At 62.6% G+C, this 26,505-nt stretch carries 25 protein-coding genes; 9 read left to right on the top strand and 16 right to left on the bottom strand.

Going from position 1 to position 26,505, the window contains the following annotated elements; genetic code table 11:
- Positions 1–95 precede the first annotated feature (95 nt).
- The 3 genes from ACK3CV_RS03365 to ACK3CV_RS03355 all read left to right on the top strand — a co-directional run bounded on the left by ACK3CV_RS03365 (position 96) and on the right by ACK3CV_RS03355 (position 3,293).
- A complete protein-coding gene (locus ACK3CV_RS03365) occupies positions 96–1,283 on the top strand; it encodes an MFS transporter (protein ID WP_164038469.1) in 1,188 nt (395 codons plus the stop codon).
- Positions 1,280–2,392, top strand: a complete 1,113-nt coding sequence (locus ACK3CV_RS03360; protein WP_164038472.1) for a class II histone deacetylase — start codon at positions 1,280–1,282, stop codon at positions 2,390–2,392. Before ACK3CV_RS03365 ends, ACK3CV_RS03360 begins: the two co-directional genes overlap by 4 nt.
- A 94-nt stretch (positions 2,393–2,486) precedes the next feature.
- A complete protein-coding gene (locus tag ACK3CV_RS03355; protein ID WP_041037782.1) occupies positions 2,487–3,293 on the top strand; it encodes an alpha/beta hydrolase in 807 nt (268 codons plus the stop codon).
- A 39-nt stretch (positions 3,294–3,332) separates the two neighbouring features.
- Here ACK3CV_RS03355 and ACK3CV_RS03350 read toward each other — a convergent pair whose 3' ends face one another.
- From ACK3CV_RS03350 to ACK3CV_RS03340, 3 genes are all read right to left on the bottom strand, one after another.
- Positions 3,333–3,698 carry a cupin domain-containing protein gene (locus ACK3CV_RS03350; RefSeq protein WP_019454941.1) on the bottom strand — a complete coding sequence of 122 codons (366 nt, stop codon included), beginning with the start codon at positions 3,696–3,698 and terminating at the stop codon, positions 3,333–3,335.
- A gap of 18 nt (positions 3,699–3,716) precedes the next feature.
- Positions 3,717–5,018: an NAD(P)/FAD-dependent oxidoreductase gene (locus tag ACK3CV_RS03345; protein ID WP_033636959.1), complete on the bottom strand. Its 1,302-nt coding sequence runs from the start codon at positions 5,016–5,018 to the stop codon at positions 3,717–3,719.
- 220 nt (positions 5,019–5,238) lie between these two features.
- Positions 5,239–5,997 (bottom strand): helix-turn-helix transcriptional regulator, encoded by a 759-nt coding sequence (locus ACK3CV_RS03340; protein WP_033636958.1) that lies wholly within the window; start codon positions 5,995–5,997, stop codon positions 5,239–5,241.
- A 229-nt stretch (positions 5,998–6,226) separates the two neighbouring features.
- Between ACK3CV_RS03340 and ACK3CV_RS03335 the strand changes: the two genes are divergently transcribed.
- Positions 6,227–7,354 (top strand): iron-containing alcohol dehydrogenase, encoded by a 1,128-nt coding sequence (locus tag ACK3CV_RS03335; RefSeq protein WP_060452799.1) that lies wholly within the window; start codon positions 6,227–6,229, stop codon positions 7,352–7,354.
- Positions 7,355–7,612: 258 nt separating this feature from the next.
- Here the strand turns inward: ACK3CV_RS03335 and ACK3CV_RS03330 are convergent, their stop codons facing one another.
- Positions 7,613–8,542: a LysR family transcriptional regulator gene (locus ACK3CV_RS03330; protein ID WP_041037778.1), complete on the bottom strand. Its 930-nt coding sequence runs from the start codon at positions 8,540–8,542 to the stop codon at positions 7,613–7,615.
- Between the two features lie 135 nt (positions 8,543–8,677).
- On the opposite strand from ACK3CV_RS03330, the gene aptA reads away from it, so the two are divergent.
- From aptA to ACK3CV_RS03310, 4 genes are all read left to right on the top strand, one after another.
- Positions 8,678–10,018, top strand: coding sequence for an omega-aminotransferase AptA (aptA, locus tag ACK3CV_RS03325; protein WP_033636955.1), 1,341 nt, complete (start codon positions 8,678–8,680; stop codon positions 10,016–10,018).
- 10 nt (positions 10,019–10,028) lie between these two features.
- On the top strand, positions 10,029–11,531 hold the full coding sequence (locus ACK3CV_RS03320; RefSeq protein WP_164038474.1) for a CoA-acylating methylmalonate-semialdehyde dehydrogenase: 1,503 nt from the start codon (positions 10,029–10,031) through the stop codon (positions 11,529–11,531).
- Positions 11,532–11,754: 223 nt separating this feature from the next.
- The gene (locus ACK3CV_RS03315; RefSeq protein WP_164141727.1) at positions 11,755–13,131 is read left to right on the top strand and encodes an APC family permease; all 1,377 of its coding nucleotides are present in this window, start codon (positions 11,755–11,757) and stop codon (positions 13,129–13,131) included.
- Positions 13,132–13,133: 2 nt separating this feature from the next.
- Positions 13,134–14,243, top strand: a complete 1,110-nt coding sequence (locus ACK3CV_RS03310; protein ID WP_489009803.1) for a DmpA family aminopeptidase — start codon at positions 13,134–13,136, stop codon at positions 14,241–14,243.
- Between the two features lie 38 nt (positions 14,244–14,281).
- Here ACK3CV_RS03310 and ACK3CV_RS03305 read toward each other — a convergent pair whose 3' ends face one another.
- The 10 genes from ACK3CV_RS03305 to ACK3CV_RS03260 all read right to left on the bottom strand — a co-directional run bounded on the left by ACK3CV_RS03305 (position 14,282) and on the right by ACK3CV_RS03260 (position 23,233).
- Positions 14,282–15,532: a phospholipase D-like domain-containing protein gene (locus tag ACK3CV_RS03305; RefSeq protein WP_164038480.1), complete on the bottom strand. Its 1,251-nt coding sequence runs from the start codon at positions 15,530–15,532 to the stop codon at positions 14,282–14,284.
- On the bottom strand, positions 15,525–16,175 hold the full coding sequence (locus ACK3CV_RS03300) for a MotA/TolQ/ExbB proton channel family protein (RefSeq protein ID WP_033636949.1): 651 nt from the start codon (positions 16,173–16,175) through the stop codon (positions 15,525–15,527). Before ACK3CV_RS03300 ends, ACK3CV_RS03305 begins: the two co-directional genes overlap by 8 nt.
- Positions 16,176–16,221: 46 nt before the next feature.
- A complete protein-coding gene (locus tag ACK3CV_RS03295; protein WP_033636947.1) occupies positions 16,222–18,465 on the bottom strand; it encodes a TonB-dependent receptor family protein in 2,244 nt (747 codons plus the stop codon).
- A gap of 39 nt (positions 18,466–18,504) precedes the next feature.
- Positions 18,505–19,242, bottom strand: coding sequence for an energy transducer TonB family protein (locus tag ACK3CV_RS03290; protein WP_164038488.1), 738 nt, complete (start codon positions 19,240–19,242; stop codon positions 18,505–18,507).
- Position 19,243: 1 nt separating this feature from the next.
- A complete protein-coding gene (locus tag ACK3CV_RS03285) occupies positions 19,244–19,651 on the bottom strand; it encodes an ExbD/TolR family protein (protein WP_033636945.1) in 408 nt (135 codons plus the stop codon).
- Between the two features lie 244 nt (positions 19,652–19,895).
- A complete protein-coding gene (locus ACK3CV_RS03280) occupies positions 19,896–20,219 on the bottom strand; it encodes a helix-turn-helix domain-containing protein (RefSeq protein ID WP_033636944.1) in 324 nt (107 codons plus the stop codon).
- On the bottom strand, positions 20,182–20,562 hold the full coding sequence (locus ACK3CV_RS03275) for a type II toxin-antitoxin system RelE/ParE family toxin (protein WP_164038490.1): 381 nt from the start codon (positions 20,560–20,562) through the stop codon (positions 20,182–20,184). The genes ACK3CV_RS03280 and ACK3CV_RS03275 overlap by 38 nt, the downstream gene beginning before the upstream one ends.
- Before the next feature lie 255 nt (positions 20,563–20,817).
- Positions 20,818–21,738 (bottom strand): L,D-transpeptidase family protein, encoded by a 921-nt coding sequence (locus ACK3CV_RS03270; RefSeq protein WP_025305160.1) that lies wholly within the window; start codon positions 21,736–21,738, stop codon positions 20,818–20,820.
- Positions 21,739–21,969: 231 nt separating this feature from the next.
- Positions 21,970–22,845 (bottom strand): helix-turn-helix domain-containing protein, encoded by an 876-nt coding sequence (locus ACK3CV_RS03265; RefSeq protein WP_041037762.1) that lies wholly within the window; start codon positions 22,843–22,845, stop codon positions 21,970–21,972.
- A 10-nt stretch (positions 22,846–22,855) separates the two neighbouring features.
- Positions 22,856–23,233, bottom strand: a complete 378-nt coding sequence (locus tag ACK3CV_RS03260; protein WP_060445901.1) for a hypothetical protein — start codon at positions 23,231–23,233, stop codon at positions 22,856–22,858.
- 120 nt (positions 23,234–23,353) lie between these two features.
- Between ACK3CV_RS03260 and ACK3CV_RS03255 the strand changes: the two genes are divergently transcribed.
- Positions 23,354–24,175 (top strand): AraC family transcriptional regulator, encoded by an 822-nt coding sequence (locus ACK3CV_RS03255; protein ID WP_164038493.1) that lies wholly within the window; start codon positions 23,354–23,356, stop codon positions 24,173–24,175.
- A gap of 38 nt (positions 24,176–24,213) precedes the next feature.
- Here the strand turns inward: ACK3CV_RS03255 and ACK3CV_RS03250 are convergent, their stop codons facing one another.
- Both ACK3CV_RS03250 and ACK3CV_RS03245 read right to left on the bottom strand, forming a co-directional pair.
- Positions 24,214–25,350 carry a porin gene (locus ACK3CV_RS03250; protein ID WP_164038496.1) on the bottom strand — a complete coding sequence of 379 codons (1,137 nt, stop codon included), beginning with the start codon at positions 25,348–25,350 and terminating at the stop codon, positions 24,214–24,216.
- A gap of 372 nt (positions 25,351–25,722) precedes the next feature.
- The gene (locus tag ACK3CV_RS03245) at positions 25,723–26,493 is read right to left on the bottom strand and encodes a 3-hydroxybutyrate dehydrogenase (RefSeq protein ID WP_033648562.1); all 771 of its coding nucleotides are present in this window, start codon (positions 26,491–26,493) and stop codon (positions 25,723–25,725) included.
- Positions 26,494–26,505: the final 12 nt, after the last annotated feature.

Raw genomic sequence — 26,505 nt, 5'->3', positions numbered from 1 at the left:
AAAGTATTCGCCATTTATGGCGCGGCTTCCCCCTGCCCGCAATCGGGCCGGGCGGGATATTTCATCGTCACTTAACGCTTGGGGGAATAAGGTTTATGTCCAGTGATTCGGTTTCCGCGCCCGCCGTCGGCACGGCGCTCCCCTGCCCGCCGCGGCTGTTGACCGCCATTATCGTCTTCGCCGCCATCGCGCCGGGCATTCTGATGACCGCCCCCGCCGTGGCCGCCCAGCTCGCCGCGCAGTGGCAGCTCGGCCCGGCGCAGATCGGCCACCTGTTCTCCACCGAACTCGGCGCCATGAGCCTGGCCACGCTGCCGGCGTGGTGGTGGATCGGGCGCATCAACTGGCGGCGGGTCGCTACGCTGTCGGCGCTGGTGTTTATCGCCGGCAACCTGGCTTCGGCGCTGGCACAGGATTTTACCCTGCTGCTGCCGCTGCGCTTTATCGCCTCACTGGCGGGCGGCACCCTGATGATCCTGTGCATCACCTGCGCTGCCGGCACCGCCAATCCCAGCCGGGTCTATGCCTTCTGGGTGCTCGGCCAGCTGGTGCTGGGCGCGGTCGGGCTGCTGGTGCTGCCGCCGCTGTTCGCGCACTTCGGCCTGATGGCGGTCTACCTGATTCTGGCGGCCATCATGCTGTGCTGCCTGCCGCTCATCCCGGCGTTCCCCAACGGTTTCACCGCTGCCCGCGCCGCCCGCAGCGCCCCCGCCGCCTCGCTAGCGCGCAAGCTGTGCGCCGTGCTGGCGGTGCTGACCTTTTACATCAGCCTGAGCGCGGTCTGGACCTTTATCGGCGGCATCGCCGCCGGCGCCGGGCTGTCGCCGGCCCACAGCGGCCAGGTGCTGGCCGTCGCCACCTTGCTCGGCATCGTCGGCGCGGGGGCCGCGGCGCTGATCGGCGCGCGCTTCGGCGGCGGACGCCCGATCGTGCTGGGGTACACCCTGCTGCTGGCCAGCGTGGCGCTGCTGACGGGCCAGCCCCTGCTGCTGCGCTTCGCCCTGGCGGCCCTGCTGTTCAAATTCACCTGGACCTTCGTGCTGCCGTTCATTCTGGCGCGGGTCGCCGGGTTGGATAACGACGGCAAGCTGATGAACGGCATCAACCTGGTGATCGGCGGCGGCATGGCCATCGGCCCGACGCTGGCCGGCTCTCTGATCGAATCTTCCGGCGGTTTCAACGCCTTGCTGTTCGGCGCGCTGGGCTGCGCGCTGCTGTCGCTGCTATTGATTTCGCTGGCTTCACCGCGCGCACCGCGCCGTATAACAGGAGGAGAAAGGTGAAAAGAACAACCGGTTTCTTGTTTGATGAACGCTGTTTCTGGCACAGCACCGGCCTGCACGCCACCACCCTGCCGGTCGGCGGCTGGGTACAACCGCCCTCGGGCGCCGGCCACGCCGAGTCGCCGGAAACCAAACGGCGCATGAAGAACCTGATGGACGTGTCCGGTCTGTCGCGCCAGCTCACCCTGCTGAGCGCCGAACCGGCGACGGAAGAAGACCTGCTGCGCATTCACCCCGCCCACTACCTGCAGCGTTTCAAACAGGTGAGCGACAGCGGCGGCGGCCTGCTGGGGGAGGAAGCGCCGCTGGGGCCGGGCAGCTATGAGATCGCCAAACTCTCCGCCGGGCTGGCCTGCGCGGCGGTGGAGGCGGTGCTGCAGGGCGAGCTGGATAACGCCTATGCGCTGTCGCGCCCGCCGGGCCACCACTGCCTGCCGGATCAATCGATGGGCTTCTGCTTCCTGGCCAATATTCCCATCGCCATCGAGCGCGCCAAGGCCCGCTACGGCCTCGGCAAGGTGGCGGTACTCGACTGGGACGTGCACCACGGCAACGGCACCCAGCACATCTATTGGCAGCGCGGCGACGTGCTGACGCTGTCGCTGCATCAGGACGGCTGCTTCCCGGCGGGCTATTCCGGCGAGCAGGATCGCGGCGAAGGCGCCGGGACGGGCTGCAACGTTAACGTGCCGATGCTGGCCGGCGCCGGCGACGACGGCTACCTGCACGCCATGCGGCGCATCATCATCCCGGCGCTGGAAAAATTCGAGCCGGAGCTGATCATCGTCGCCTGCGGTTACGACGCCAACGCCCTCGATCCGCTGGCACGCATGCAGCTGCACAGCGACAGCTTCCGCGCCATGACCGCGCTGGTGCAGGACGCCGCCGACCGGCTGTGCGGCGGCAAGCTGGTGATGGTGCACGAAGGCGGCTACGCCGAATCCTACGTGCCGTTCTGCGGGCTGGCGGTGATGGAACAGCTGAGCGGCGTGCGCACTGAAGTGCAGGATCCGCTGCTGGCGTTCATCCAGCAACAGCAGCCGCGCGACGCCTTCAACCGCTTCCAGCGCGAAGCGCTCGACGAACTGGCGCGCCAGTTCGGCCTGTAATCCCCTCTCTGCGGGCGCCGCACCCGGCGCCCCTGACAACTTCGTCGCCAGCCGCTACGCTGAAGGGCAACCCTACCACCATGAGAACAATAAGATGCCCGAACAAACCGTCAGCTTTATCAAAGGCCGTCACGGCGACATCGCCGTGCATGATTGGGGAAATGACCAGCCGCGCTATCTGGCGCTGCTGATACACGGCTACGGCGAGCATCTCGGCCGTTACCAATACGTGGCGCGCACGCTGCAGGCGCAGGGCGCGCGGGTGTTTGGCCCCGACCATCTCGGCCACGGCCTGTCGCAGGGCGAGCGCGTGCTGATCGAGGATTATGACGCCGTGGTCGACGACGTGCAGCGCGTAGTCAGCCATTTCCGGCAGCAATACCCCACCTTGCCGCTGGTGGTGATCGGCCACTCGATGGGCGGCATGATCGCCACTCGCTACGTGCAGCGCTATGGCGAGGAGGTGCGCGCGCTGGTGCTGTCCGGCCCGCTGCTTGGCGACAGAACGGCGATCTCCGATCTGGCCGAACTGCCGACGATCCCCGACGCGCCGCTGGATACCGCTACCCTGGCGCGCGATCCGGCGGTTGGCGCGGCGTATCAGGAAGATCCGCTGGTGTGGCACGGGCCGTTCAAGCGCCCCACCCTGCGCGCCATGCAGCGGATCCTCGCCGCCATCAACGCCGGGCCGGGCTTCGGCGCGCTGCCCACGCTGTGGATCCACGGCGACGACGATCGGCTGGTGCTGATGAGCGAAACGCAAACCGCGCTCGATCGTCTGCGCGGCGACGATTTCGAACGGATGATCAATGCGGGCGGGCGGCACGAGAGCTTTAACGAAACCAATAAGGATCGGATCCTCAAGCGGGTGACCGATTTTATTGCGCGGGCGTTAGGCTAAGGCGTTCCCCCTCAGCGAGCCGAGGGGGGCATGACGGCGTCAGCCTTCGACGATGGCGAGGTAGTGTTTGACGAAACGATCCGAGGTGATGTCCCAGCGCACCGGGGTGCCTTTCTCGACGAACCAGGAATCGCCGGCCTGATACTGCACCGATTCGCCGGTGCGTTCGTTGGTCAGGGTCGCGCTGCCTTCCCACACCGTGGCGTGCTCGGCGAACGGATACTCCATCACGAAGCTGCCGCGGGTGCAGCTGAACACGCCGCAGTTCAGGTTGTCGGTCGGCTCGCCGAAGATGCTGGCCACGCCGACGGTCGGCGTGCCGGCGATCACCGTGGCGCCCAGGTTGCTGACGCTGCCGATCTCCAGCAGTTCCGGCAGCGGTTGTTTAAGCAGTAACGGTTTCATGTCATTCTCCTCTGAGGGTTAACGGCGGCCTTTCCAGTAGCCGGATGTCTGGTGCCAAACCTTACCGGCGGTGGTCATCACCCGCCGCAGCTTGTCCTTGCCGAAGATGTTGACGTGCGGGATCGAGCTCATCAGATCGTAGCGATCGGATCCTTCGCTCATGCCCTCCGCCAGCACCTTGCACACGATGTGGCTCGGCGTCACGCCAAAGCCGGAGTAGCCCTGCACGTAAAACACGTTGTCGCGATCCGGCAGCGTGCCGATCTGCGGGAACAGGTTGGCGCTGCAGCACAGCGGGCCGCCCCAGGCCAGATCGATCTTCACGTCTTTCAGGTACGGGAACACTTTCAGCATCAGGTTGCGGTTCCAGGCCTTGAGATCCGACGGGAAGTATTCGATCAGGCGGGTGGCGCTGCCGAACAGCAGCCGGTTTTCGTTGGTCACCCGGTAATAGTCGATCACCGGGCGGATATCGCTGTAGGCGCCGCGGATCGGGCTGATCTGGCGGATCAGATCGTCAGACAGCGGCTCGGTGGCCAGCTGGAAGGCGTAGGTATTGATGGTCTTGCGATAAATCTGCGGCTCCATGCCGTTGAGGAAGCCGTTGCAGGCCCACAGCATCTTGTTGGCGCGCACCGAGCCCATGGCGGTGCGCACCGTGATGCGCGGCCCGTACTCCACGTTGAGCACGCTGCTGTTCTCGAAGATTTTCACCCCGTAGCCGCTCAGCGCCTTGGCCTCGCCCAGCAGCAGGTTGAGCGAATGCACGTGGCCGCCGCCCATGTGTTTCAGCGCGCAGGTGTAGGCGTCGGAGCCCACCACCTGCTTCACCTCCGCCCCGGTGTAGAGCTCAATCTCCTCCTGCGGCGCTACCGCCTTGAACTCCTTCAGCCAGCCCCGCAGGGTCTTCTCCTGGCGCGCGTTGCTGCCGAGATAGCCGTAGCCGAAGCAGAAGTCGGCGTCGATATCATATTTCTTGATGCGCTCGCGGATAATGCCGGCGCCGAGGTTGCTGATTTTGAAGATGGTTTCCAGCCCGGCCGGGCCAACGTGGCGCTTGATCTTCTCCAGATCGTGGCCGATGCCGGCCATCACCTGGCCACCGTTGCGCCCGGTGCCGCCGTAGCCCAGATAGCGGCCTTCGAGAATGGCGATGTTGGTGATGCCCTTCTCCGCCAGCTCCAGCGCGGTGTTGATGCCGGAGAAGCCGCCGCCGATGATCACCACGTCGACGTCCAGATCCTCTTCCAGCGTCGGGAAGCGCAGATCGTATTTTTTGGTCGCCGCGTAGTAGGTTAAGGACTCGATTTCGTTGTTCACTGTCGCACTCCCGATTGCCTATGCCATGACATCGGATTATCGGGAGCCGTGGGATCGTCCGCTATGTCCCCTTAGGGACATTCGTCCCCTTCATCTTTCAAACTACAGCGTTGTTGGCTGCTGACGTTCACCCCAGTCACTTACCTAAGTAAGCTCCTGGGGATTCTCGTCCTGGCCGCCTAGCTGTAGCTTGAAAGCTATAGGGGATAGATCGATACATTCACGCGCTGCGCCGCTGCGGGGCGGCCAGCAGCAGGCTGAACAGTTCGGCCTGCGAGCCGATGTTCAGCTTGCCGTAGATGTTCTTGCGGTGATTTTTTACCGTGCCGAGGCTGATGAACAGCCGGTCGGCAATCTGCTGCGAACCGCAGCCGGCGAGGATCAGATCGACAATCTCGCGCTCGCGCGGCGTCAGCAGATAGCGCGCCTGAGCGCCATCGTCGTTCCCCGTGTCGGCCTCGGCCGGCGCCGCCACCACTTCGCCGTGCAGCCGCGCCACGCTTTTCACCAGCGTCAGCGCGCTGCGCAGATCCGCCCGCTGCGGGTAGCGCACCGCCACCGTGCGGCGCGCCGAGCCGAAGAACACCCCCAGCCCGCGCTCCGGCGTCAGCTGCAGCAGCACGCCGGCCTCGTCGTGCCAGCCGGTCTTGCGATAAAAATTGCGGTAATAGTCGCTGTGATAAAACCCGCAGGGCGCCAGCTGGCGCAGCGTGAGCACCTCGCCTGCGCCGCCGTCGTTCAGCGCACGGTAAAACGGATCCTGCAGATAGGCGCCCTGTTGGTAGATCTGGTTGACCGCATCGCTGTTTTCCCGCTCGGTTTTGATTAGGCAGCGCGGCGGCCGGCCGCGTTCGAAGGCATAAACGATGGCGTTGTCGAAGGCGAAAAACCCTTCCAGCCAGTTCAACAGGCTGGGATAAAAGCGCGGGCTGGCCACCGCATCGATCACCGCAGACAAGCGTTCAACCTGAATATCCATACCCGCCTCGCCATTATTAATACATTAACAATCTACCGATTTCGGATGGGGTTAGCCGCATGGCGACCAGTACTGTTAAAAAAAGCATCAGGCGCGCCGAAATGCAAGAACGCGATCGTTTACATGTTAAACAACTCACAAGTTGACGCAGCGGGGAAAGCGGTGGCCGCTCCGCGCCCGCTGGCTTATGCTGTGGCATCGCGCCCTGCAACGCCGTCAAGGAGACCTCATGTCCGTCAGCCACATCATCGCCAACCGCCAGACCTGGTTCGGCCACGGCAGCATCCGGCAACTGCCGCCGCTGCTGCTTGCCGATCCGCAGCCGACGCTGCTGTTCAGCTGCCGATCTTTTCTCAACGGCCCGGTGTACGCCGGCCTGCGCGAATCGCTGGCGCCACTGTTCATCGGCACCGAGATCGTCAGCCACGAGGCGTCACCGCAGGAAATTGACGCCTGGGTGGCGCGCTGGCGTGGCCAGGCACGGCGCGTGGTGGCCATCGGCGGCGGCAGCGTGCTGGACGCCGCCAAGGCGTTCTCCGCGCTGGTGGAGCATCCGCTGCCGACGCTGCGCTATATGGAAAAGGTGGGCGACAGCAAAATCAGCGGCGCCACCCTACCGCTGATCGCCATTCCCACCACCGCCGGCACCGGCAGCGAGGTGACGCAGAACGCGGTGATCACCGACACTCAGGTCAGCAAAGTGAAGGCCTCGCTGCGCCACAATAACTTCGTGCCGCACACCGCCATTCTCGATCCGCAGCTGCTGGCGGGCGCGCCGGACAAGGTGCTGGCCTACTGCGCCATCGACGCCTTCACCCACCTGTTCGAGGCCTATCTGTCGAAAACCGCCGGCGCCATGACGCGCGACATGTCGCTGAGCGGCATCCGCCACTTCCTTGCGGCCTGGCCGGCGCTCAACCGCAGCGATGCGGCGCGCGAAGCGATTATGCAGGCTTCCTACCTCGGGGGGCTGACGCTGAGCGCCGCCGGGCTGGGGGTGATCCACGGCATCGCCGGCGAGATCGGCGCGCTGCGCGACTACCACCACGGCCAGGTCTGCGGCCGCCTGCTGCTGCCGTTCCTTGCCCTGCTGGAAAGCAGCGAACAGCCGCAGCAACGCGCGCTAATGGCCGAGCTGGCCGCGCGCCTGTATCCGCACTGGCAGGGCAGCCCGGAGAGCTACCTGACCGATTTCATCACCCGCCACGCCATCGCGCCGTTCTGGCAGGACGATTTGCCGATTTCCGGCCAGGAACTGGCGGTGGCGCTGGAGAAATCCAACAGCAAGAATTCCTGGATCGACTATGCGCCGGCACAGCGGCAACGGATGATCGAAGAGGCGTTTCGCGTCGAATGATTATTTCTACCCTAAATAGTTGGAGCCGCATCCCGGCGGCAAGAGGCGGCTCGCCAGGAGCTTACTCAAGTCAGTGACTGGCATACGCACTCGCAGCCAACACAGATGCAGTTTCAAGTATGACGGGTATAATCAGATCAACGCACTAGCAGGAGTAAGGAAATGGGCATCATCGGCTGGATCTTCGCCGGCATCGCGGTCGGCATCCTGGTCGGCGCGCTGATCAAAATCTTCGGCAAGAAGAAAGAGCAGTAAGCGTCACGCTGTTCCGTGGGCCGCCAGCAGGCACTCATGGAACAGCTTCACCACCCGCTGCGGCACCGGCGAGCGGCGCAGCACGCTGGAGTATTCGCAGTGATAGCGGAACAGCGCCGGTTTGATCGCCCGCATCAGGTTCTGCGCCACGAAAAACGCCGCGTAGTGATCCGGCAAAAAGCCGACGTATTTGCCGGAGAGGATCAGCGTGGCGATCGACTCCTGCGCGAACCCCGTCGCCTTGCGATGCAAATGTTGCTGCAGGCTCAGTTCCATATTCGGCGAATGGTAGCCTAATCCCGCGAAGGCATAATTGTGCAGCAGATCCCAATTTAATGTTTCATGGGGGGCGGAAAATAATTCATGCTGCGCGCCGCAATATAAGAACATCCTCTCACTGAATAACGAATGATAAGATAAACTTTCCGCGCTGCGGTGCATCGGAATAACGCCGACCTGAAATTGCCCGTCAATGACGCCGCGTTCAATGGTATTAATCGGCTCCACGTACATTTGCAAAGAAACCTCCGGCGCGCGCTCGCTGAATAACGCGATGGCCCGGCCGATCTGCGCCTGCGGATTGCTGACCGTATGATCGAATATCGCCACGTGCAGCTGCCCGCCCAGGCGCTGGTGCACCTCGTCCACCCCGCGCCGGAACGCCTCGGTGGCCGCCAGCAGGTTGACCGTTTCCTGGTAGATAATCAGCCCCTCGTCGGTGACCGCAAAGCCCTCGCGCCCACGCTGGCACAGCGTCAGGCCCAGCCGCTGCTCCAGATCCTTGATGTGCTTGCTGATGGTCGACAGGCTGATATTCAACTCCAGCTCGGCGGCGCTCATCCCGCCGCAGTCGACCACGGCCTTGAATACCCGCAGCAACCGCAGATCCATATCCGACAATTGCCCTAACAGCGCGCGCTTTTTTACTTGCATAAAACCTTAAGTAAGTTTCGACATATGATTATTCACAGTAGAGAACAAGCGGTACATAGTCAATTTCGCACAACAATTCGTTAACAACTCGATTTATTTCATTAATCGCTCTTATTTTCCTGTTCGGAGGAAAACATGGCCGCTGAAAATCACCCGCTAAATAGTCTCGATGCCGAAGGGTTAGAGGCCCATTGGATGCCTTTTACCGGTAACCGTAATTTTAAAGCGCAGCCGCGCATCATTACTCAGGCCGCGGGGGCGTATTACACCAGCCATGACGGCAGAAAGATTTTCGACGGCCTGTCCGGATTATGGTGTTGCGGATTGGGGCACGGCCGGCAGGAAATCACCGACGCCGCCCAGCGCCAGCTGGCGACGCTGGATTACTCGCCGGCGTTTCAGTTCGGCCACCCGCTGTCGTTCGAACTGGCCAACAAGATCAAGGCACTGACGCCGGCAGGGCTGGATTACGTGTTCTTCACCGGCTCCGGCTCGGAAGCGGCGGACACCTCGCTGAAAATGGCGCGCGCGTACTGGCGCGCCAAAGGCCAGGCGGGCAAAACCTGCTTTATCGGCCGGGAAAAGGGCTATCACGGCGTTAACTTCGGCGGTATCTCGGTCGGCGGCATCGCCGGCAACCGCAAGACGTTCGGCCCCGGCGCCGAGGCGGACCACCTGCCGCACACCCTGCTGGCCGGCAACGCCTTTTCACGCGGCATGCCGCAACAGGGAGCGGAGCTGGCGGAAGAGCTCAACCGCATCATCGCGCTGCGCGACGCCTCAACGATCGCCGCGGTGATCGTCGAACCCTTCTCCGGCTCCGCCGGGGTGATCGTGCCGCCGGTCGGCTACCTGCAGCGCCTGCGCGAAATCTGCACCCAGCATGACATCCTGCTGATCTTCGACGAAGTGATCACCGCCTTCGGCCGCTGCGGCGCGATGACCGGCGCCGAGGCGTTCGGCGTCACGCCGGACATCATGAACATCGCCAAACAGGTGACCAACGGCGCGCAGCCGATGGGCGCAGTGGTGGTGCGGCCGGAGATTTACCAAACCTTCATGAACGGCGGCGAGCCGGACTACCAGCTCGAATTCCCGCACGGCTACACCTACTCCGCCCACCCGGTCAGCTGCGCGGTCGCGCTGGCGACGCTGGACATCCTGCAGCGCGAACAGATGGTGGAGCGCGTACAGGCGCTGGCGCCCTACTTCGAGCGCGCGGTGCATAGCCTGCAGGGAGCCAAACACGTCGCCGACATTCGCAACATCGGCCTGGCGGCCGGCATTACGCTGGCGGCGCGGCCGGGCGAACCGGCGCGGCGCCCCTTCGAGGCGGCGATGCGCTGCTGGGAAAGCGGATTTTACGTGCGCTACGGCGGCGACACCCTACAGCTGGCGCCGCCGTTCATCAGCAGCGAAGCGCAGATCGATGCGCTGATCAACGCCGTCGGCGACGCCCTCAACGCCACCGAATAAGGAGAGAACCATGACCATTACCCATTGGATCAACGGCGAGCCCGCCGCCGGCGGCGAACGCAGCCAGCCGGTTTACGACCCGGCCACCGGCCAATCGGCGCAGGAGGTGCAGCTGGCCGACCGCGCCACGGTGGAGCGCGCCATCGCCGCCGCCGAACAGGCCTATCCCGCCTGGCGCGACACCCCGCCGCTGAAGCGCGCGCGCATCATGATGAAGCTCAAGGATCTGCTGGAGCAGCACGCCGATACCATCTGCCAACTGATCACCGCCGAGCACGGCAAGGTGCTCAGCGACGCCCTGGGCGAACTGCAGCGCGGCATCGAGAATATCGAATATGCCGGCTATGTGCCGGAACTGCTGAAGGGCGAACACAGCAAAGAGGCCGGCCCGGGCATCGACAGCTGGAGCGAGTTTCAGCCGCTGGGGGTGGTGGCGGGCATCACGCCGTTCAACTTCCCGGCGATGGTGCCGCTGTGGATGTGGCCGATGGCGGTGGCGTGCGGTAACACTTTCGTGCTGAAGCCTTCCGAGCGCGTGCCTTCTGCCGCGCTGTATATCGCGAGGCTGGCGACGGAGGCCGGGCTGCCGCCGGGGGTGCTCAACGTGGTCAACGGCGATCGCGAAGCGGTGGAGACGCTGCTGCATGACGGGCGCGTGAAGGCGATCAGTTTCGTCGGTTCGACGCCGGTGGCGGAGCACATCTATCACACCGGCTGCGCGCAAAACAAACGGGTGCAGGCGTTGGGCGGCGCCAAGAACCACGCGGTGGTGCTGCCGGACGCCGATATCCCTGGTGCGGTCGGCGCGCTGATGGGCGCGGCCTTCGGCTCCTGCGGCCAGCGCTGCATGGCCATCCCGCTGGTGGTGGCGGTGGGCGACGGCACCGCCGAAGCGCTGATCGCCGGGCTGCGGCAACAGATGGCCGCCATGCGCGTCGGCCCCGGCAGCGACAACCGCAACGACATGGGGCCGCTGGTGACCCAACAGCATTATCAGAAGGTGAAAGGCTATATCGATCAGGGCGTGGCCGAAGGCGCCGAGCTGCTGGTGGACGGGCGCGAACTGAGCGTGACCGGCGCGGACGGCCGCCCCAGCCAGGGCTATTTCCTCGGCCCGACGCTGTTCGATCGCGTGACGCCCGGCATGCGCATCTATCAGGAGGAGATCTTCGGCCCGGTGCTCGGCGTGGTACGCGCGGCGTCGCTGCCGGAGGCGATGGCCTTGATCGACGCCCACGAATACGGCAACGGCACCTGTCTGTTCACCCGCGACGGCGAAGCGGCGCGCTACTTCTCCAGCCGCATTCAGGTCGGCATGGTGGGGATCAACGTGGCGCTGCCGGTGCCGGTGGCCTACCACTCGTTCGGCGGCTGGAAGCGCTCGCTGTTCGGCGATCTGCACGCCTACGGCCCGGACGCCGTCAGGTTCTACACCAAACGCAAGACCGTGACCCAGCGCTGGCCGGCCTCCGGCGATGCCCGGCGCGCCAGCTTCAGCTTCCCGTCGGGATAAAAATAACAAACTTATCCCCAACGAATTTCAAGTTGCAGCTAGGCGGCAAAGTCATTCGTCTCCAGGAGCTTACTTAAGTAAGTGACTGGTGCGAATGATCTGCGGCCAACAACGCTGCGGCTTGAAAGGCGCAGGGGATTTTCCGCGCGCTCCATTTGATTCCTGCGTACAGCCTGTGCAGCAAAACAATAATTCACTCACACGTTAATGGAGTCGTTATCCCATGAAAGAGTCCGCCCCTGAACACACCTTCAAAGGCAATCTCAGCGTCCTCGACGTGGTGATGATCACTGCGTCCGGCGTGACGCCGGCCAGTTCGATCTTCGTCATCGCCCCGCTGGCGATCGCCAACGCCGGCAGCGGCGCCTTTCTGTCGTTTCTGATCGCCGCCTGCGTCGCCGCCGCCATCGCGCTGTGCTATGCCGAACTCGGCGCCGCACACCCCAGCGCAGGCGGCGAATACAGCATCATCAAGCGCCTGTTCGGCACCCTGTGCGGGTTGCAGACCTATCTGTTTATCCTCAGCGCCTCGCTGTTCGTGCCGGCGGTGCTGGCCACCGGCGCGGTGCCCTACCTGAACACCGCGCTGGGCACCCAGTTCGACGCCTCGACCGCCGGCATGTTCACCGTGCTGGTCGGCGGCATCTGCGCCATTTTCAACATCAAGGCCAACGCCCTGCTGACCGGCGCCTTTCTGGTGGTGGAAGTGGCGGTGCTGGCGCTGATCGCCTGGCTCGGCTTCAGCCACCCGCATCAGAGCACGGAGATCCTCACCGCGCCGGTGATGCTGGACGCGCAAGGTAGCTTGGCGCCGGTGTCGCTGCCGCTGATCGTCGCCATGGTCGGGGTCGCTCTGTTCTCCTACAACGGCTACGGCGCGGCGGTGTACATGGCGGAAGACATGCGCGAACAGGGCAGACCGATGGCGATCGCGATCATGCTGACGCTGGCCATCGTGGTGCTGGTGGAACTGGTGCCGTTCACCGCCCTGCTGATCGGCTCGCCGTCGCTGACGGAGATGGCCAAACAGGCCGATCCGGTCGGCTATGTGGTCACCGAGCTCGGCGGCCCGACGCTGGCGCGGGTGGTAAGCGGCGCGATTTATCTGTCGGTGTTCAACGCCATCATCGCCATCGTGGCGCAGTTCAGCCGCATGATGTTTGCCAGCGGGCGCGACGGTTTCTGGCTACCGGCGTTTAACCGGGCGCTGAAAATCATCCACCCGCGCTTCGGCACTCCCTGGATCGCCACCCTGCTGTTCGGCGTGCCGTCGGCGCTGCTGGCGTTTTGCTCCGATCTCGAATCGCTGACCTCGTTCACCGTGATCCTGCTGCTGCTGGTGTACATCATCATGGCGGTGGCGGCGCTGATCAGCCGCCGTCGCCGCCACTTCCACCACCCGTACCTGATGCCGCTGTGGCCGCTGCCGGTGGTGGTGGCGCTGCTGTGCTGCCTGTATGTGCTGTGGACGATTTTGATCGCCAGCAGCCTGAAAGACTTTATTATCATTGCCGGTATCATCGGCTTCGGGCTGGCGCTGAACCATCTGCGCGGCCGCCAACCGACGCCCCTCGCCGCCCCCTCAATAGAAGGAGAATAACCATGACGCAGCGCGCTCAGGATCTGGGCATTATCATCGGACAGGGCACGCCCGGCCCGCTGAACGCCATCACCGACGTGCCCGGCGTGCGCGTCGGCCATGCCAGCATCCATGCCGATTTGGCGGACGGGCGCAGCGTGCGCACCGGCGTGACGGTGATCGAACCGCGCCCCGGCTCCGCCCGCCACGCGCCCTGCTTCGCCGGGGTGCACGTGCTGAACGGCAACGGCGACGCCACCGGCCTGGAATGGGTGCGCGAAGCGGGCCTGCTGACCAGCCCGATCGCCTTCACCAACACCCACAGCGTGGGCGTGGTGCGCGATGCGCTGATCGCGCTGGAGCGTGAAGCGCTGCCTGCGGGCGATAACGCGGTATATTGGAATATGCCGGTGGTGATGGAAACCTTCGACGGCCTGCTCAACGACATCAACGGCTTTCACGTCAAGGCCGAGCACGTGCGCCAGGCGCAGCAGGCGGCCCGGGGCGGCTTGCCGCAGGAGGGCGCGGTCGGCGGCGGCGGCGGCATGATCTGCCATGAATTCAAAGGCGGCAGCGGCACCGCGTCGCGCCGCTTGCCCGCCGATCAGGGCGGCTGGACGGTGGGCGCCATCGTGCAGGCCAACCACGGCAAGCGCGAGTCGCTGCTGGTCGGCGGTTACCCGGTAGGCCGGCATCTGGGCCATCTGCCCTCGCCGTTCACGCCGCAGTTGCCGCATCCCGGCATGGGCTCCATCGTGGTGGCGCTGGCGACCGACGCGCCGCTGCTGCCGCACCAGTGTGCGCGGCTGGCGCAGCGCGCCAGCATCGGCATCGCCCGCACCGGCGGCGGCACCGAGGATTCGAGCGGCGACATTTTCATCGCCTTCGCCACCGGCAACGACGGCCTGCCGCCCGCCGACTACGCCAACAAAGGCGCCTTCACCACGCCGCTGCGCATGGTGAACAACGACTACATTTCGGCGCTGTTCGCCGCGGCGGCGGAAGCGGTGGAAGAAGCGATCGTCAATGCGTTGCTGGCGGCCAATACCGTCAGCGGCAACGGCCACCGGGCGGAAGGGTTGAGCGCCGAGCAGCTGGTGACGGCGCTGGAGAAGGCCGGCTGGCGACGGTAAAAACACAGGGCGCGGGGATTAGCCGCGCCCCCTGCTTATCAGGATTCTCCGCCCGGCTTGGGCGGCGGGTAGTCGTAATCCAGCCGCAACGGTTCGGCGTAGACGCTGTTCCACAGCTGTTGGTACAGCTTGTCCAACCGCCCGCTCATCGCCGCGCTGTGCATCACCAGCTCCAGATTGCGCGAGTTGTCCAGATAGCCGCCGGTCCAGTTGCTGGTGCCCACCCAGGCAATCTCATCGTCGATGGTCATCAGCTTGCTGTGGATGACGCGGGCGAACGGAATGAAGCCGCTGCTGGCCGGCGGAATGGTCACCACCTTGATCTGCACATTCGGCACCAGCGCCAGGCTCTTCAGCCAGGCGATATCCGGCTTTTTGGTGTTCCAGTTGGCCACCATCAGCTCAATCTGCACCCCGCGCGCCGCCGCGCTGCGCAGCGCGTTGTCGATCACCGCATAGAAGGGGCGGCTGCGTTCCGGGCCGAACGACAGCGGCGCGTAGTCCATCACCTGCACCCGCACCCGCCGCTTGGCGCCGGCAAGCAAGCGCGGCAGCTCGGCCTGCGAGTCAATCACCCCCGCCGGGTTGTAGGCGCGCGGGCTGGCCACCAGATAGTTGCCCTGCGTCGGCGCCGTCGGCGGCGAATCAGGCAGCGGCGGCACCGGCTTATCCTGCGCCAGCAGCGCCTGCGCCTGCCAATCCTGCTCGAAGATCGCCTGGATCTGCCCCACCACCTTGGCGTCGCTGATGCGCAGCCCGGTTTCGTGAATATGCTCCAGCGCGCGCCAGTCGAAATTCTGGCTGCCGACGAACGCCTGCTCGCCGTCCACCAGCAGATATTTGGCGTGCAGAATGCCGCCGCTCAGCTTCTGGTAAGGAATGATGCGCAGCTCCAGATTGGGGATCGCCTTCAGCTGTTCCAGCGTCTCGGCGGTAGACATGCGAAGGCCCTTCTCTTCCAGCAAAAAGCGAATTTTCACCCCGCGTTCGCCGGCCGCCTTCAGGTGCTGCAGCACGCCGTCCAGCAGCGAACCGTCCTGATTCGCCACGTAGAACTGCCCCAGATCGATGCGGGTTTTCGCCGCGTCGAACATCTCGCGCCACACCTCGGCGGTGTTGCGCAGGTCGTCGGCCTGCAGCGCGGTTTCCACCGGCGCGGTGTACACCAGCTCGTAGCCGGGAATAGCAAAACGCGCCGCAGCGCTCTGACTCAACATCAACAAACAACCGCCCCACAATGCCGTATAAAGGCGGCCGAGCGGCCGCCGTACTGGATGGCCATTAGGCATAGCGCGGCGCTCCGCTGTCAACCCATTGTTCGCCGCTGCCGCTCTCCGGGCGGCTGGCCGGTTGGCCGGCACGGATCAGCAGCACCTTCAGCAGTTCGTTGATGCGCTCCATGCGGCTCTGCAGGAAGTTGTTGGCCACCAGGCACAGCAGCGCGATGGCGATGCCGAGGCCAGTGGCGTACAGCGCGGTGCCCATCCCGGCCGACACCAGGCTCGGCTCGGACACCCCCGAGGCGGCCAGCGCCTTGAAAGTTTCGATGATCCCCATCACCGTGCCCAGCAACCCCAGCAACGGCGCGGCGGTGACCACGGTTTCCAGCAGCCACAGGCCACGCGCCATCGGCGGCTTGCTCAGCAGGTACTGGGCGTCGATCAGATCGCCGATCGCCTCGCGGTCGCCGGCGCGGTGCTTCTGCGCCAATACCGGCGCGATCACCGTCATCGGCAGGCTGTTGCGCTGGGTCAGCTCGTCCGGCAGATCGGCGGCGCGGCGCACGTCCGGCGTCAGCGCCTGCTCCAGCCGGCGCGCCTGGCGCTGGGTGTAGGCGAAGTACAGCGTGCGTTCGATGATGATCACCAGCGCAATCGCCAGCGCGGCGTACATCACGTAGAAAATAATGTCGTGCAACAGATTGGCGTCCATACAGGGGTCCTCTTCCCCGCCGCCCGGCAGGCGGCGGGGCATTCAGTTAAAAGGTGGCTTCCAGCGAGACGCTGAAGGTGCGTTCTTCGCCGACGTTGTAATACGGCGTGCTGGCCCTCACGCCGCCGTAAGGCGCCGCGTTGAAGGTGGTGGTGCGCACCGAGGTCAGGTATTCCTTGTCAAACAGGTTGCTGATGCCAAAGCGCAGCGCGGCGCTTTTGACGATTTTCTTGTCCACCGGCAGATGCACCCCCGCCGCCAGATCGAACACCGTGCGGCCGCCGATCTTCTCGTCGTTGGTCAGATCGCCGTAGAACGCACTGACGTACTTGCCGCTGACGCTGCCGTAATACAGCCCGTCGTCATAACCCAGCGTCATGTTCAGCAGGTTTTTCGGCACGTTCGGCACCTCTTTGCCGGAGGTCGGCAGCGGCAGCCCGCCGTTGCTGACGATGTCGTTCTTCTGCTTCGATTCGGTGTAGGTATACGAGGTGTAGTAGTTGAAGTTATGCGGCAACTGGCCGCTCCACTCCAGCTCCAGCCCTTTGTTCTCCACGTTGCCGATGTTCATCATCTCGTAGTCGCCGGCCGCGTTGGTGGTGGAGATCTGGCGATCGCTGTAACGCATGTAGAACAGCGTGGCGCTCAGCAGCATGTCCTCTTGCTGGAAACGCCAGCCCAGTTCGTGGTTCCAGCTTAGCTCAGGCTTGGTGCTGAGCGAGTCGCCGACGTTGTACAGCACGTAGTTGGGCGGCGTGCGCATGTTGCGCGTCAGGTTGTAGAACACCTGGTTTTCCTGGTTCACCTTATAGCTGGCGCTGAAGTTCGGCAGGAATTCATGATAGGTGGCTTTGCGCTTCTCCGGCACATTGTACAGGCTGCCGCGGTTGTCCCCTTTGCGCTCCACATACTGATAGGCCAGGCCGCCGACGAAGGTCCAGTCCGGCGTGGCGAACCAGGTATCCTGCAACCACACCTTCTGCGCCGGGGTGATGGTGTACTGGTTGCGCCCCTGCACCGTATTGCCGTTGGCGTCCTTCACCTGATCGGAGCCGCCAGGTTTTCCCCAAATCTGCGCCGGGTTGCCGTCGTCCTTGATGCTGATGAACGGCTGGGTTTGCAGCTGGCGCGCACGCTCATACCAGTAGCCGATATCCAGGCTGTGCTGCTCGTTGATGTCCCACTTCAGCTTGGTGGTGATGCCCGGCCGCCAGGTTTGGGTCCACGACGGGCGGTAATAGGTGTTGGACTGCAGGTTGCTGAGGTCATACTGCCCGGCTCTGTCCGACGTGCTGGACAATACCGAGGCCGTCTGGCCGTTGAAACTGCCGCCGTTGCCCCAGTAGTAATACGGCTGCAGGGTCAGCGACAGGTCGTCGCGCAGCTGCAGTTTCTGGGTGAACGATAGCGTGAAGTTCTCGAACGGGTTGCGTTCGATCTTGTAATACTTGTTCAACTGCCCTTTGCTGTTGTACTCCGGCGTGGTGGCGTAATCGGTACCACGCCCATCGTTTTGGAACTGCGCCTTGCTCAGGGTGTTGTAGTTGGTGTTGTTCTGGCGGTTGTACTTCATCACCAGATTACTGCTGTTGCCGTTGCCGTCTTCATACAGCGAGTTCATCTCGAACTTGTCGGAGTACAGGCGCCCTTCGCCGCGCCACTTCTTCGCCTCGGTGTGCGAATAAGATATCCAGTTGCTGAAACCGTTGTATTCGCCGGTCTCCAGGCGGGCAAAGGTTTTGCTCAGGTTATTGCTGCCCAGCGTCTGCTTGAGGAAACCGCCGAAGTCTTTCGCCGGGCGGCGCGTCACCAGGCCAATGTTGCCGCCGCTGGAGCCGATGTGCGGGCCGTCCGCTTCGGAGGAGCCCTGGGTGACAAACACCTCTTCCAGGTTCTCCGCATCGCCCAGCAGGTTCGGGTATACCGCGTAGTTACCGGAGTCGTTGATCGGGATGCCGTCCATCGACAGGCCGATCTGATCCGAGTTCATGCCGCGCATGGTGTAGTCCACGCCGCTCAGGCCGCTGGCGTCGTTGCTGTTGACGTTCAGGCCCGGCGTGTATTTCAGCTTATCGATGGCGTTGGCCGCCGACGGCATTTTATCCATCGCTTCTTTGGTGACGGTGGAGCGCGCCTTGGCGCTGTCATCCTGCACCATCATGCCGCCGCCGAGCGACTGCCCCTTGACGCTGATGGTGCCGACATCGGTGGCGTCGGCCGCCAGCGCGGCGCCCGGCAGCATCGCCGACATCACCGCCAGATAGATCCCAGAACGATTAAACGATTTCATTGTGTGCATCCCATAAAAATCAAACGATTAACCCTTGCGCTAAGGCGCCTGATAATTGAACGTCGCGGTAAATCTTTTGGTTGTTTGCCCGGCGAACGCCTCGCTCGGGAACGGCTTTACTGAACTGATGCTTTGCAGGCTGCTCATCGCCGCGCGGTTCAGCAGCATGCTGGCGGCTTTGTTGGCGATGCCGGAAGAGAGCACCCGCCCGCTGCGATCGACCTCCAGCCACACTTCGACGTTGCCCTGCGGGCGCTCGAGCGAAGCCTGGCGCCCACTGGGGTAGCGCTTGCGCTGTTCCAGCTCGCGGCGCAAGGCCAGCAGATAGCCGTTTTCGATCGCCTGCGCATTCACCTTCGGCGCCGCCGGTGCGGGCTGCGCCGCCGGTTTGCTGACCAGCGCGCGCGGGGCGGCGGGCGCCGGCGTCGGTTTAGGCTTCTCTACCGGTTTGGCTTTCTCTTTCACCGGTTTGGGTTTGGGCTTCGGCTGCGGTTTTGGCACCGGCTTGGCTTCCACGATCGGTTCCGGCGGCGGCACTACCGGTTCGGGGATCGGCTCCGGCTCGGGCGGCGGCGGTTCTGGCTGGGGCTCCGGCGGCGTTTCCGGTTGAGGTTCAGGCGCCGGTTCAGGCTCCACCAGCGCCAGTTCGATGGCGGTTTCGTCGTAGCGCGGCTGGATCTTCAGCGCCGCCTGCTGGCTGGCGAACAGCAGGCAACCGGCGACAATCAGCGCCGGCAGCCAGCTGAAAAGATGACGTGAGCGATAGAGCAGATACATGTCACAGCTTCCGTGTCGCGATGGAGACGGAGAAGAAACCGCCCTGGCGCAGGTTGTCCATGACCGCCACCAGCCGCTCGACCGCCACGCCCTTGTCGCTGTTGACGATGATGGTGGTGGTCTGGTTGGCCTGCTGCTGTTGCTTCAGCGTGTTGACCAACGCGCCGAGCGCGATCGGCTGGCCATCCAGCTGCAGCTGTTCGTCGGCCCCCAGCGTGATGATCGCTTTCTTCTGCGGTTTCAGCTGTTGCGCGCTGCCGGCGGACGGCAACTGCGTTTTCAGCCCGAGCGCCGGAATGACGTTCAGGCTAATCAAGACGAAAAACACCAATAAAAACATCATCACGTCGATCATCGGGATCAGTTCGATGTGAGCTTTGTTCTTTTTCGGTTCGTTCCAGTTACGCATGACACTCCCTCCCAAAAGCGAAGCAGTCAATATAGGAGGGGTTTGTTTACCTTTTGTTACGCTTGTGTGATCTTATTTTCACAGCGTGGATTTTTTGCGAGAATTTTTTCAATGGCAGGCGATAACGGAGAAGATATAACTTATTAATTAGCGATAGTTTTTATTGGAATAATTGCGATACGGGCATTTCAGAGCACCAAAGCCAGAGGGGATAATGTGATAATAGTGACAGCCCAAACGGTCACTACAACAAGACCTCAAGCCCGTGCTTGCGTACGATCGAAAGCAGCTTAAGCGACACGCCGCCCGGCCGTTTCACCCCCGTCTCCCATTTCTGTATGGTCGACACGCTGGTATTCAGATAACGGGCAAAAACCGGTTGGCTTAAACGTAACTGCTCGCGCAACGCTTTGATCTCCTGGGGCTGCAACATCTCGACCGGAGCAAGGCAAGACTCATCAAAACTGCGTAGGGTTTCCAGAGAAATGGCGCCAGCACGATGCAATCCTTCAGCGGCGCTGTGAATCGCCTCAAAGGCCGGGCTCCGAAACGTTTTTTCCTGCTTCATGGCAAATCTCCACCCATTCTTTTTTCACAACCAGGGACTCGACCTGGTCGTCGCTCAACGCGCCAAACTGCATCGCTAACTTGCGAAAAGCGTGTAATTCTGCCCCTGTAATATTGGTCTGGGCCTGCTTGGCAAACAAAAAAACAAACACCCAGTGCCGACCATTTTTCGCTAATACCAACGCGCGGTCGCGATTATGATTAAGACGTTTTTTAAATACGCCACTGCCTAAATCTGCAGCCAAACCCCGTTGCACATCTTTTACTGCCCGACACAACGCCTTATCGGTGATGCCGTGAGCCCGAGCTTTCCTGCTAAACCAACAAGTTTTAAATGTACGCATTGCGATGGGCTTCCCGTAAAAACGTAGCACTTAGTGAGACACTTTTCCAGTGCATTCCTCCCCGCCAGCATCGCTTTAAACATTGATGACGACCACCATGAGAAACCCGATTTGCATGATGACGCGCATAATGACTTCTTTCAGTGCAACGTTGAGGGCATCATTGCGCACGCACACGCAACAGCATGTTTTACGGGCATAAAAAAAGACGCCCGCAGGCGTCTTCTTGGCATTTTCACTGAGGCCGGAAGGCAATCAGTTCACTTTCACCGGCATACCGGAACGGGCCTTGATCGCCGCGTCCACTTCGCTCTGGTTGACGCCGGCGTCCATCAGCACTTTGCCGACCGGCGCGGAGATGGTCAGCGGCACCGGATCTTTCGATTGCAGCTGCTCTTCGTTAGCCGACAGCGGGTTGTGCACTTCCACGTAGCGCGAGCCGTCCGGTTCGACGGTGGCTTTCATCGGTTCGTTGATGAACTGCACGCGGGTGCCGACCGGCACGTTCTCGAACAGGTACTTGATGTCGTCGGCGCGCAGACGCACGCAGCCGTGGCTCACGCGCAGGCCGATGCCGAAGTTGGCGTTGGTGCCGTGGATGGCGTACAGGCGGCCGACATACAGCGCATACAGCCCCATCGGGTTGTCCGGGCCGGCCGGGAACACCGCAGGCAGGATCTCGCCGTCGGCCGCGTATTCGGCGCGCATCTTGGCGGTCGGCGTCCAGGTCGGGCCGTCTTTCTTGCGCTGCACGGTGGTGGTCCAGTTCAGCGGGGTGTCTTTACCCAGCTGGCCGATGCCGATCGGCAGCACCACCACGGTGTTGGACCCTTTCGGGTAGTAGTACAGACGCATCTCGGCGCTGTTAATGATGATGCCTTCACGCGGCGCGTCCGGCAGGATCAGCTGCTGCGGGATGGTCAGGGTGCTGCCGGCCTTCGGCAGGAACGGATCCACGCCCGGGTTGGCCTCCAGCATGTTGCTCAGCCCCATCTGATACTGGGCGGCAAAGCTTTCCAGCGGCAGTTTGCTGTCTTCCGGTACGGTGATTTGGATATTTTCGCCCACCAAACGGCTGTCTTTTGGCGGCAGCGGGTAAACGACGGCGAAGGCAGCCTGGCTGAATGCAACCAGTGCCGTAAACAGGGTTAATAACGCGCGAATGCTCATTTTCATCTTCGTGTTGGTCAAGGCCACTGGCGATTAGGGGGATCGGTTTCTACGGCCACTTTTACCCCGATGGGTTTCAGCCGGCAGCCAAGCGCTGCGGCCTGAAATACAGGGGGGATTTGACCGGATGCGCATTATATGTGCACATCAATCAAAGTGTGAACCATTACCGATGTAATATCGCAATTTTTTGTAACCTGAAGCGCCACGAAGGCGATTTTTTGCGAGAACCGCCGCCTAACTGGCGGCGGCCAACGCTTCTACCCGCCGGATCGGGATCAGATATTCGCAGCGGATCGCCGCGCCGCCGAGCGGGCAGCGGCCCTCCTGCGCCGGGTAGAAAAGCTCGATATCCTGCCCCGGCCGACGGATGGCGTTCATCTGCGGCATCGCGGTGTCATACAATCGGACGATAAAGTTTTGTAACCCTTCCTCCTGCCCTTGGTAGGTGAAGCGGGCATACTCGCCCTGTTCGATAGTCACCCGCTCCCCCATCGCCCCTTCGTCCGGCAGAGCGGCGGTGTAGGCCATGCGCGGGTTACCCCGGCGTTGCCGATCGACCTCCAGGCTGGTGAGGCCGTATACCACCTCCGGCAGCGCCTGCGGCGGCAGCAGCTGCCGCCAGGCGTGGCGGCGCAGCTCGCACTTGGAGGCCGCCAGCTGCCCCAGCGTAAAGCTGCGGCGCTGGGTATGGCCCACCAGCTGCATGGCGGGCAGCGTCACGATATCGGCCTGCGGCAACGGCGTTTCGGTCAGCCGCAGCGGCGGCTGCAGGCCATAGCTCGACCAATCCTGGCTGCGGCGATAGCTGGCCGGCGGCAAACCGAACTGCTTGCGGAAGCAACGGGTGAAGGTCTGCTGCGAATCGAACTGGTAAGTGTCGGCGATGCAGGCCACGCTGGTGCCGGTCAGGCGCAGTTCGCGCGCGGCGGCGGTCAGCCTTCTGCGGCGCGCGTACGTGCCGAGAATATGGCCGGTATGCTGCTTGAACATCCGCTGCAAATGCCACTTGGAGTAGCCGGACTTGGCGGCAATGTCGTCCAGCGTCAGCGGCTGATCCAGGCTCTGCTCGATCCAGGCCAGCAGCTGTTCAATCACCTGTTGCTGGTGCATGGTATTCCCCTTATTTTAACAATAACGTCTGCGCCAATACCCGGCCTGCAGCTTCATCGGCGGCCACCAGCACCGGATAGCCCCAGAACTTAGCGCCGTATTCGGCGAACTCTTCCGCCGCCGCGCGTTTGGCGTCGTCCGGCTCCAGCATGATCATGCCTTTCACCCACAGCTTCAGCGCCTCGCGGTTATCGCGTTTCCACAGCGCGACCTGGGTGCGGGCATCGCGATCGTGCTCTTCTTCTTCATCGCCGACGCTGCGGTCGGTCATCAGGACAAAAGGCTCGGCGCGCGCCAGCAGCGCGCTGAATTCGGCCAGCTCGGCCTGGGTATCGCGCCCGCTTTGGCGCATCCATACCAGCGGAAAATCGGCGGTATCCAATGACATAATCAGTTTCCTCAGGAAATGGTTTAGGACTGGCGCTTACTTTATCGGCACCGGCGCTAGACCACATTGCGCAATCAGGACATAATACTTTTCAATTCCGCCAAATTGAGAATTGTTCTCATGAAAGTACAGATCCCCCGTCACTGTCTGGATATCGATCAGGTGCCGCGTCCGCTGTTTGCCCTGCAAGGTTCGACCCTTGAGCAGGATTGGGAAGTCGAGCCACACCGCCACCAGAAGGCGCAGCTGATCTATACGGTACGCGGCATGATCCGCTGCGAAGTGGAAAACGGGCTGTGGCTGGTGCCGCCGCAGTGCGCGCTGTGGATGCCGGGCAACGTGTTGCACAACGCCCAGGGCGCCGGCTCCACCGAAGCCTACTGCCTGTTCGTCGATCAACATGCCGCCGCCGGTCTGCCGCAAAACTGCTGCACGCTGTCGGTCTCGCCGCTGCTGCGCGAGCTGCTGCTGCAGGCCACCACCTTCGAACCGCTCTACGACGAACAGGGCGCCGAAGGGCGCCTGACGGCAGTGTTGCTGGATCAGCTGGTAGCCGCGCCGATCGAAAATCTGCACCTGCCGGTATCCGACGACGCGCGCATCCGGCAGTTGACCGAAGGCATGCTGAGCTGCCCGGCGGACAAATCCACCCTCGGGCAGTGGGCGCAGCGCATCGGCATGAGCGAGCGTTCCCTCAGCCGCACCTTGCAACAGCAGATGGGCATGAGCTTCGGCCACTGGCGGCGCCAACTGCACGTGATGCTGGCGCTGCAGCGCCTGACGCAGGGCGAGAGCGTACAGACGGTGGCGCTGGATCTGGGCTACGAGAGCGCCAGCGGCTTCGTCACCATGTTCAGAAAGGCGGTGGGCAAACCGCCGGCGCGCTACCTGGCGGAGCGCAACGCCTCTGGAGAAACCCTGGGCGGCGCAATTACCATGTGAAAAAGCCGGCGCAGGCGCCGGCTTGGAGCAGGTGAGAATCAGAAGTCGTAGAACACCGTAATCCAGGTGGAGTCCGGCTCGTTGTCGCTGCTGTTGGCCAGCGTGCGCTCCACGTACACCGACAGTCCGTAACCGATGGTGGTGCCCGCGCCGAGGTAAACGTGGTTGGCGTGATACGCCTCGTCACCCTTCAGCCGCAGCGAGTCCGCCGCCACGTAAGGCTGGACGGATTTGAGGAACGGCTTGTCGATATTGAAGGTGTAACCGACAAAGCCTTCCAGCCCGTAGCCGTCACCGGCGAAGAAGTGCGACAGCGTGCGCTGGCGGGTGCTCGGCACATAGTCTTTGTAGTAGCTGGCGGTGCCGACGATGTACCAGTTGTTCGGCTGCCAGGTTAACGCGGTGCCGGACAGCTGCTGGTGATAATCCTTTTCGCTGTACAGATTGTCTTTGATCTTCGCGTCGGTATAACTGTAGGCCGCGCTGAAGGTCAAGTCTTTCGTCACCTTGTAATCGAAGCCTAGCCCGCCCCCGCCCTTGCGGCGATAAATCAGGTTATCCGCGGTGTGCAGATCGTCTTCCGGCAATAAATAGTTGGCGTACAGCGTTACCGGCCCGAAATCATTGGTGTACTTGATGCTGTTTTTCGGTTTATTGCCGCCGTCGTAGTCGCCGGAAATACCGATGCCGGTGCCGCCCGCGTGGCCATCGTTATCCCAGACGTCGCTTTTGATGCCGACCACCGAATAATAGATGCCGTATTGATGGCCGTAGGTCAGGGTGCCATAACGATCGTCTTTGAAACCGGCGTACAGCTGGCGCTGATAGTCGCGCTTGCCGTCTTCGTTATAGTGCCCGTCCCAGCTGAGCGCGTGCGCCAGATCGACGCCCCACTCGTAATAGCCGATGATCGAGGTGTTCTGCGTCAGCGCATAGTCGCCGCTGAAGCGAAAACGCGTGCCGCCGTCGTGGCCGTTTTTGTCATAGCCCGGCTCCGGGCCGTTATTGAAGATCCACTCGGGGCGAATGCTGCCGCCCACCTTTAAACTGAGCGGTGCCAGCAACACATTGCTCTGCGGGTTTTTATCCAGAATGGTGATCTCGGCCTGTGCGCCGGCGGATAACGCCGACAGCAAGACGCCGCCAATGAATATTGGCGTTGTATTTTTTCTCATTATTACCCCTGCCCGAAAAAAATTATTGTTATAAACACGGTGGTCTTAAGCCACGCGGAAATAATTACCCGATGTGAACAGCGCACGCAAGATATAAAAATTCACGCCATAACCTGCCATTATTTCAGGTTGGATTTAATTTCAGCAAAAACGTGTTCATCTGTAACGCAGAGAAAAATAATGTAATAACTGCAGCACGAAATAAACCAATCCGCACGTTTCACCCAAAATAAACCTGCGTGATTATCTGGGAATAAAGATAGCAAATAACAAATAAATATTATTGCCGCAGGTAAACCATCACGCAGGGGAATTAACTGAAGGTGGGAAATAACGACGGAGCGCGTTGCGCGCTCCGGGAAAGAGAATTCACTACTGCGCCAGCCAGCCGCCGTCCATGTTCCAGGCGGCGCCGCGCACCTGCGCCGCCGCATCGCTGCACAGGAACAGCGCCAGCTCGCCGAGCTGCTCTGGCGTGACGAACTCTTGCGACGGCTGCTTCTCCGCCAACAGCTCATCGCGCGCCCGCTGTGGATCGGTGCCGGCGGCAATGCGCTTGTCGATCTGCTGTTGCACCAGCGGCGTCAGCACCCAGCCGGGGCAAATGGCGTTGCAGGTGACGGGCGTGCGCGCGGTCTCCAGCGCCAGCGTCTTGGTCAGCCCCACCACGCCGTGCTTGGCCGCCACATAGGCCGACTTGTCTTTCGACGCCACCAGCCCGTGCACCGACGCCACGTTGATGATGCGCCCCCAGTTGCGCTCGCGCATCCCCGGCAGCGCCAATCGGCAGGTGTGGAACACCGCCGACAGGTTGATGGCGAGGATGGCGTTCCATTTCTCCACCGGGAACTGATCCAGCGGCGCCACGTGCTGAATGCCGGCGTTGTTCACCAGAATGTCCACGCCGCCGAACTCGCTTTCGGCATACTGCATCATGTCCGCTATCTGGGCCGCATCGCCGAGATCGGCGCCGTGATAGCCCGGCGCGGCGCCCAGCTGCGCGACCTGCGCTTGCGCCTGCGCCACGTCGCCGAAGCCGTTGAGGATCACGCGCGCGCCGGCGGCGGCCAACACGGACGCTATCCCGAGGCCGATGCCGCTGGTCGAGCCGGTCACCAGCGCGGTTTTGCCTTGTACACTCATGGTATCGCTCCT

The organism is Serratia sp. TSO36, assembly GCF_057808395.1.
This window is presented reverse-complemented; position numbering and strand designations above follow the sequence as displayed.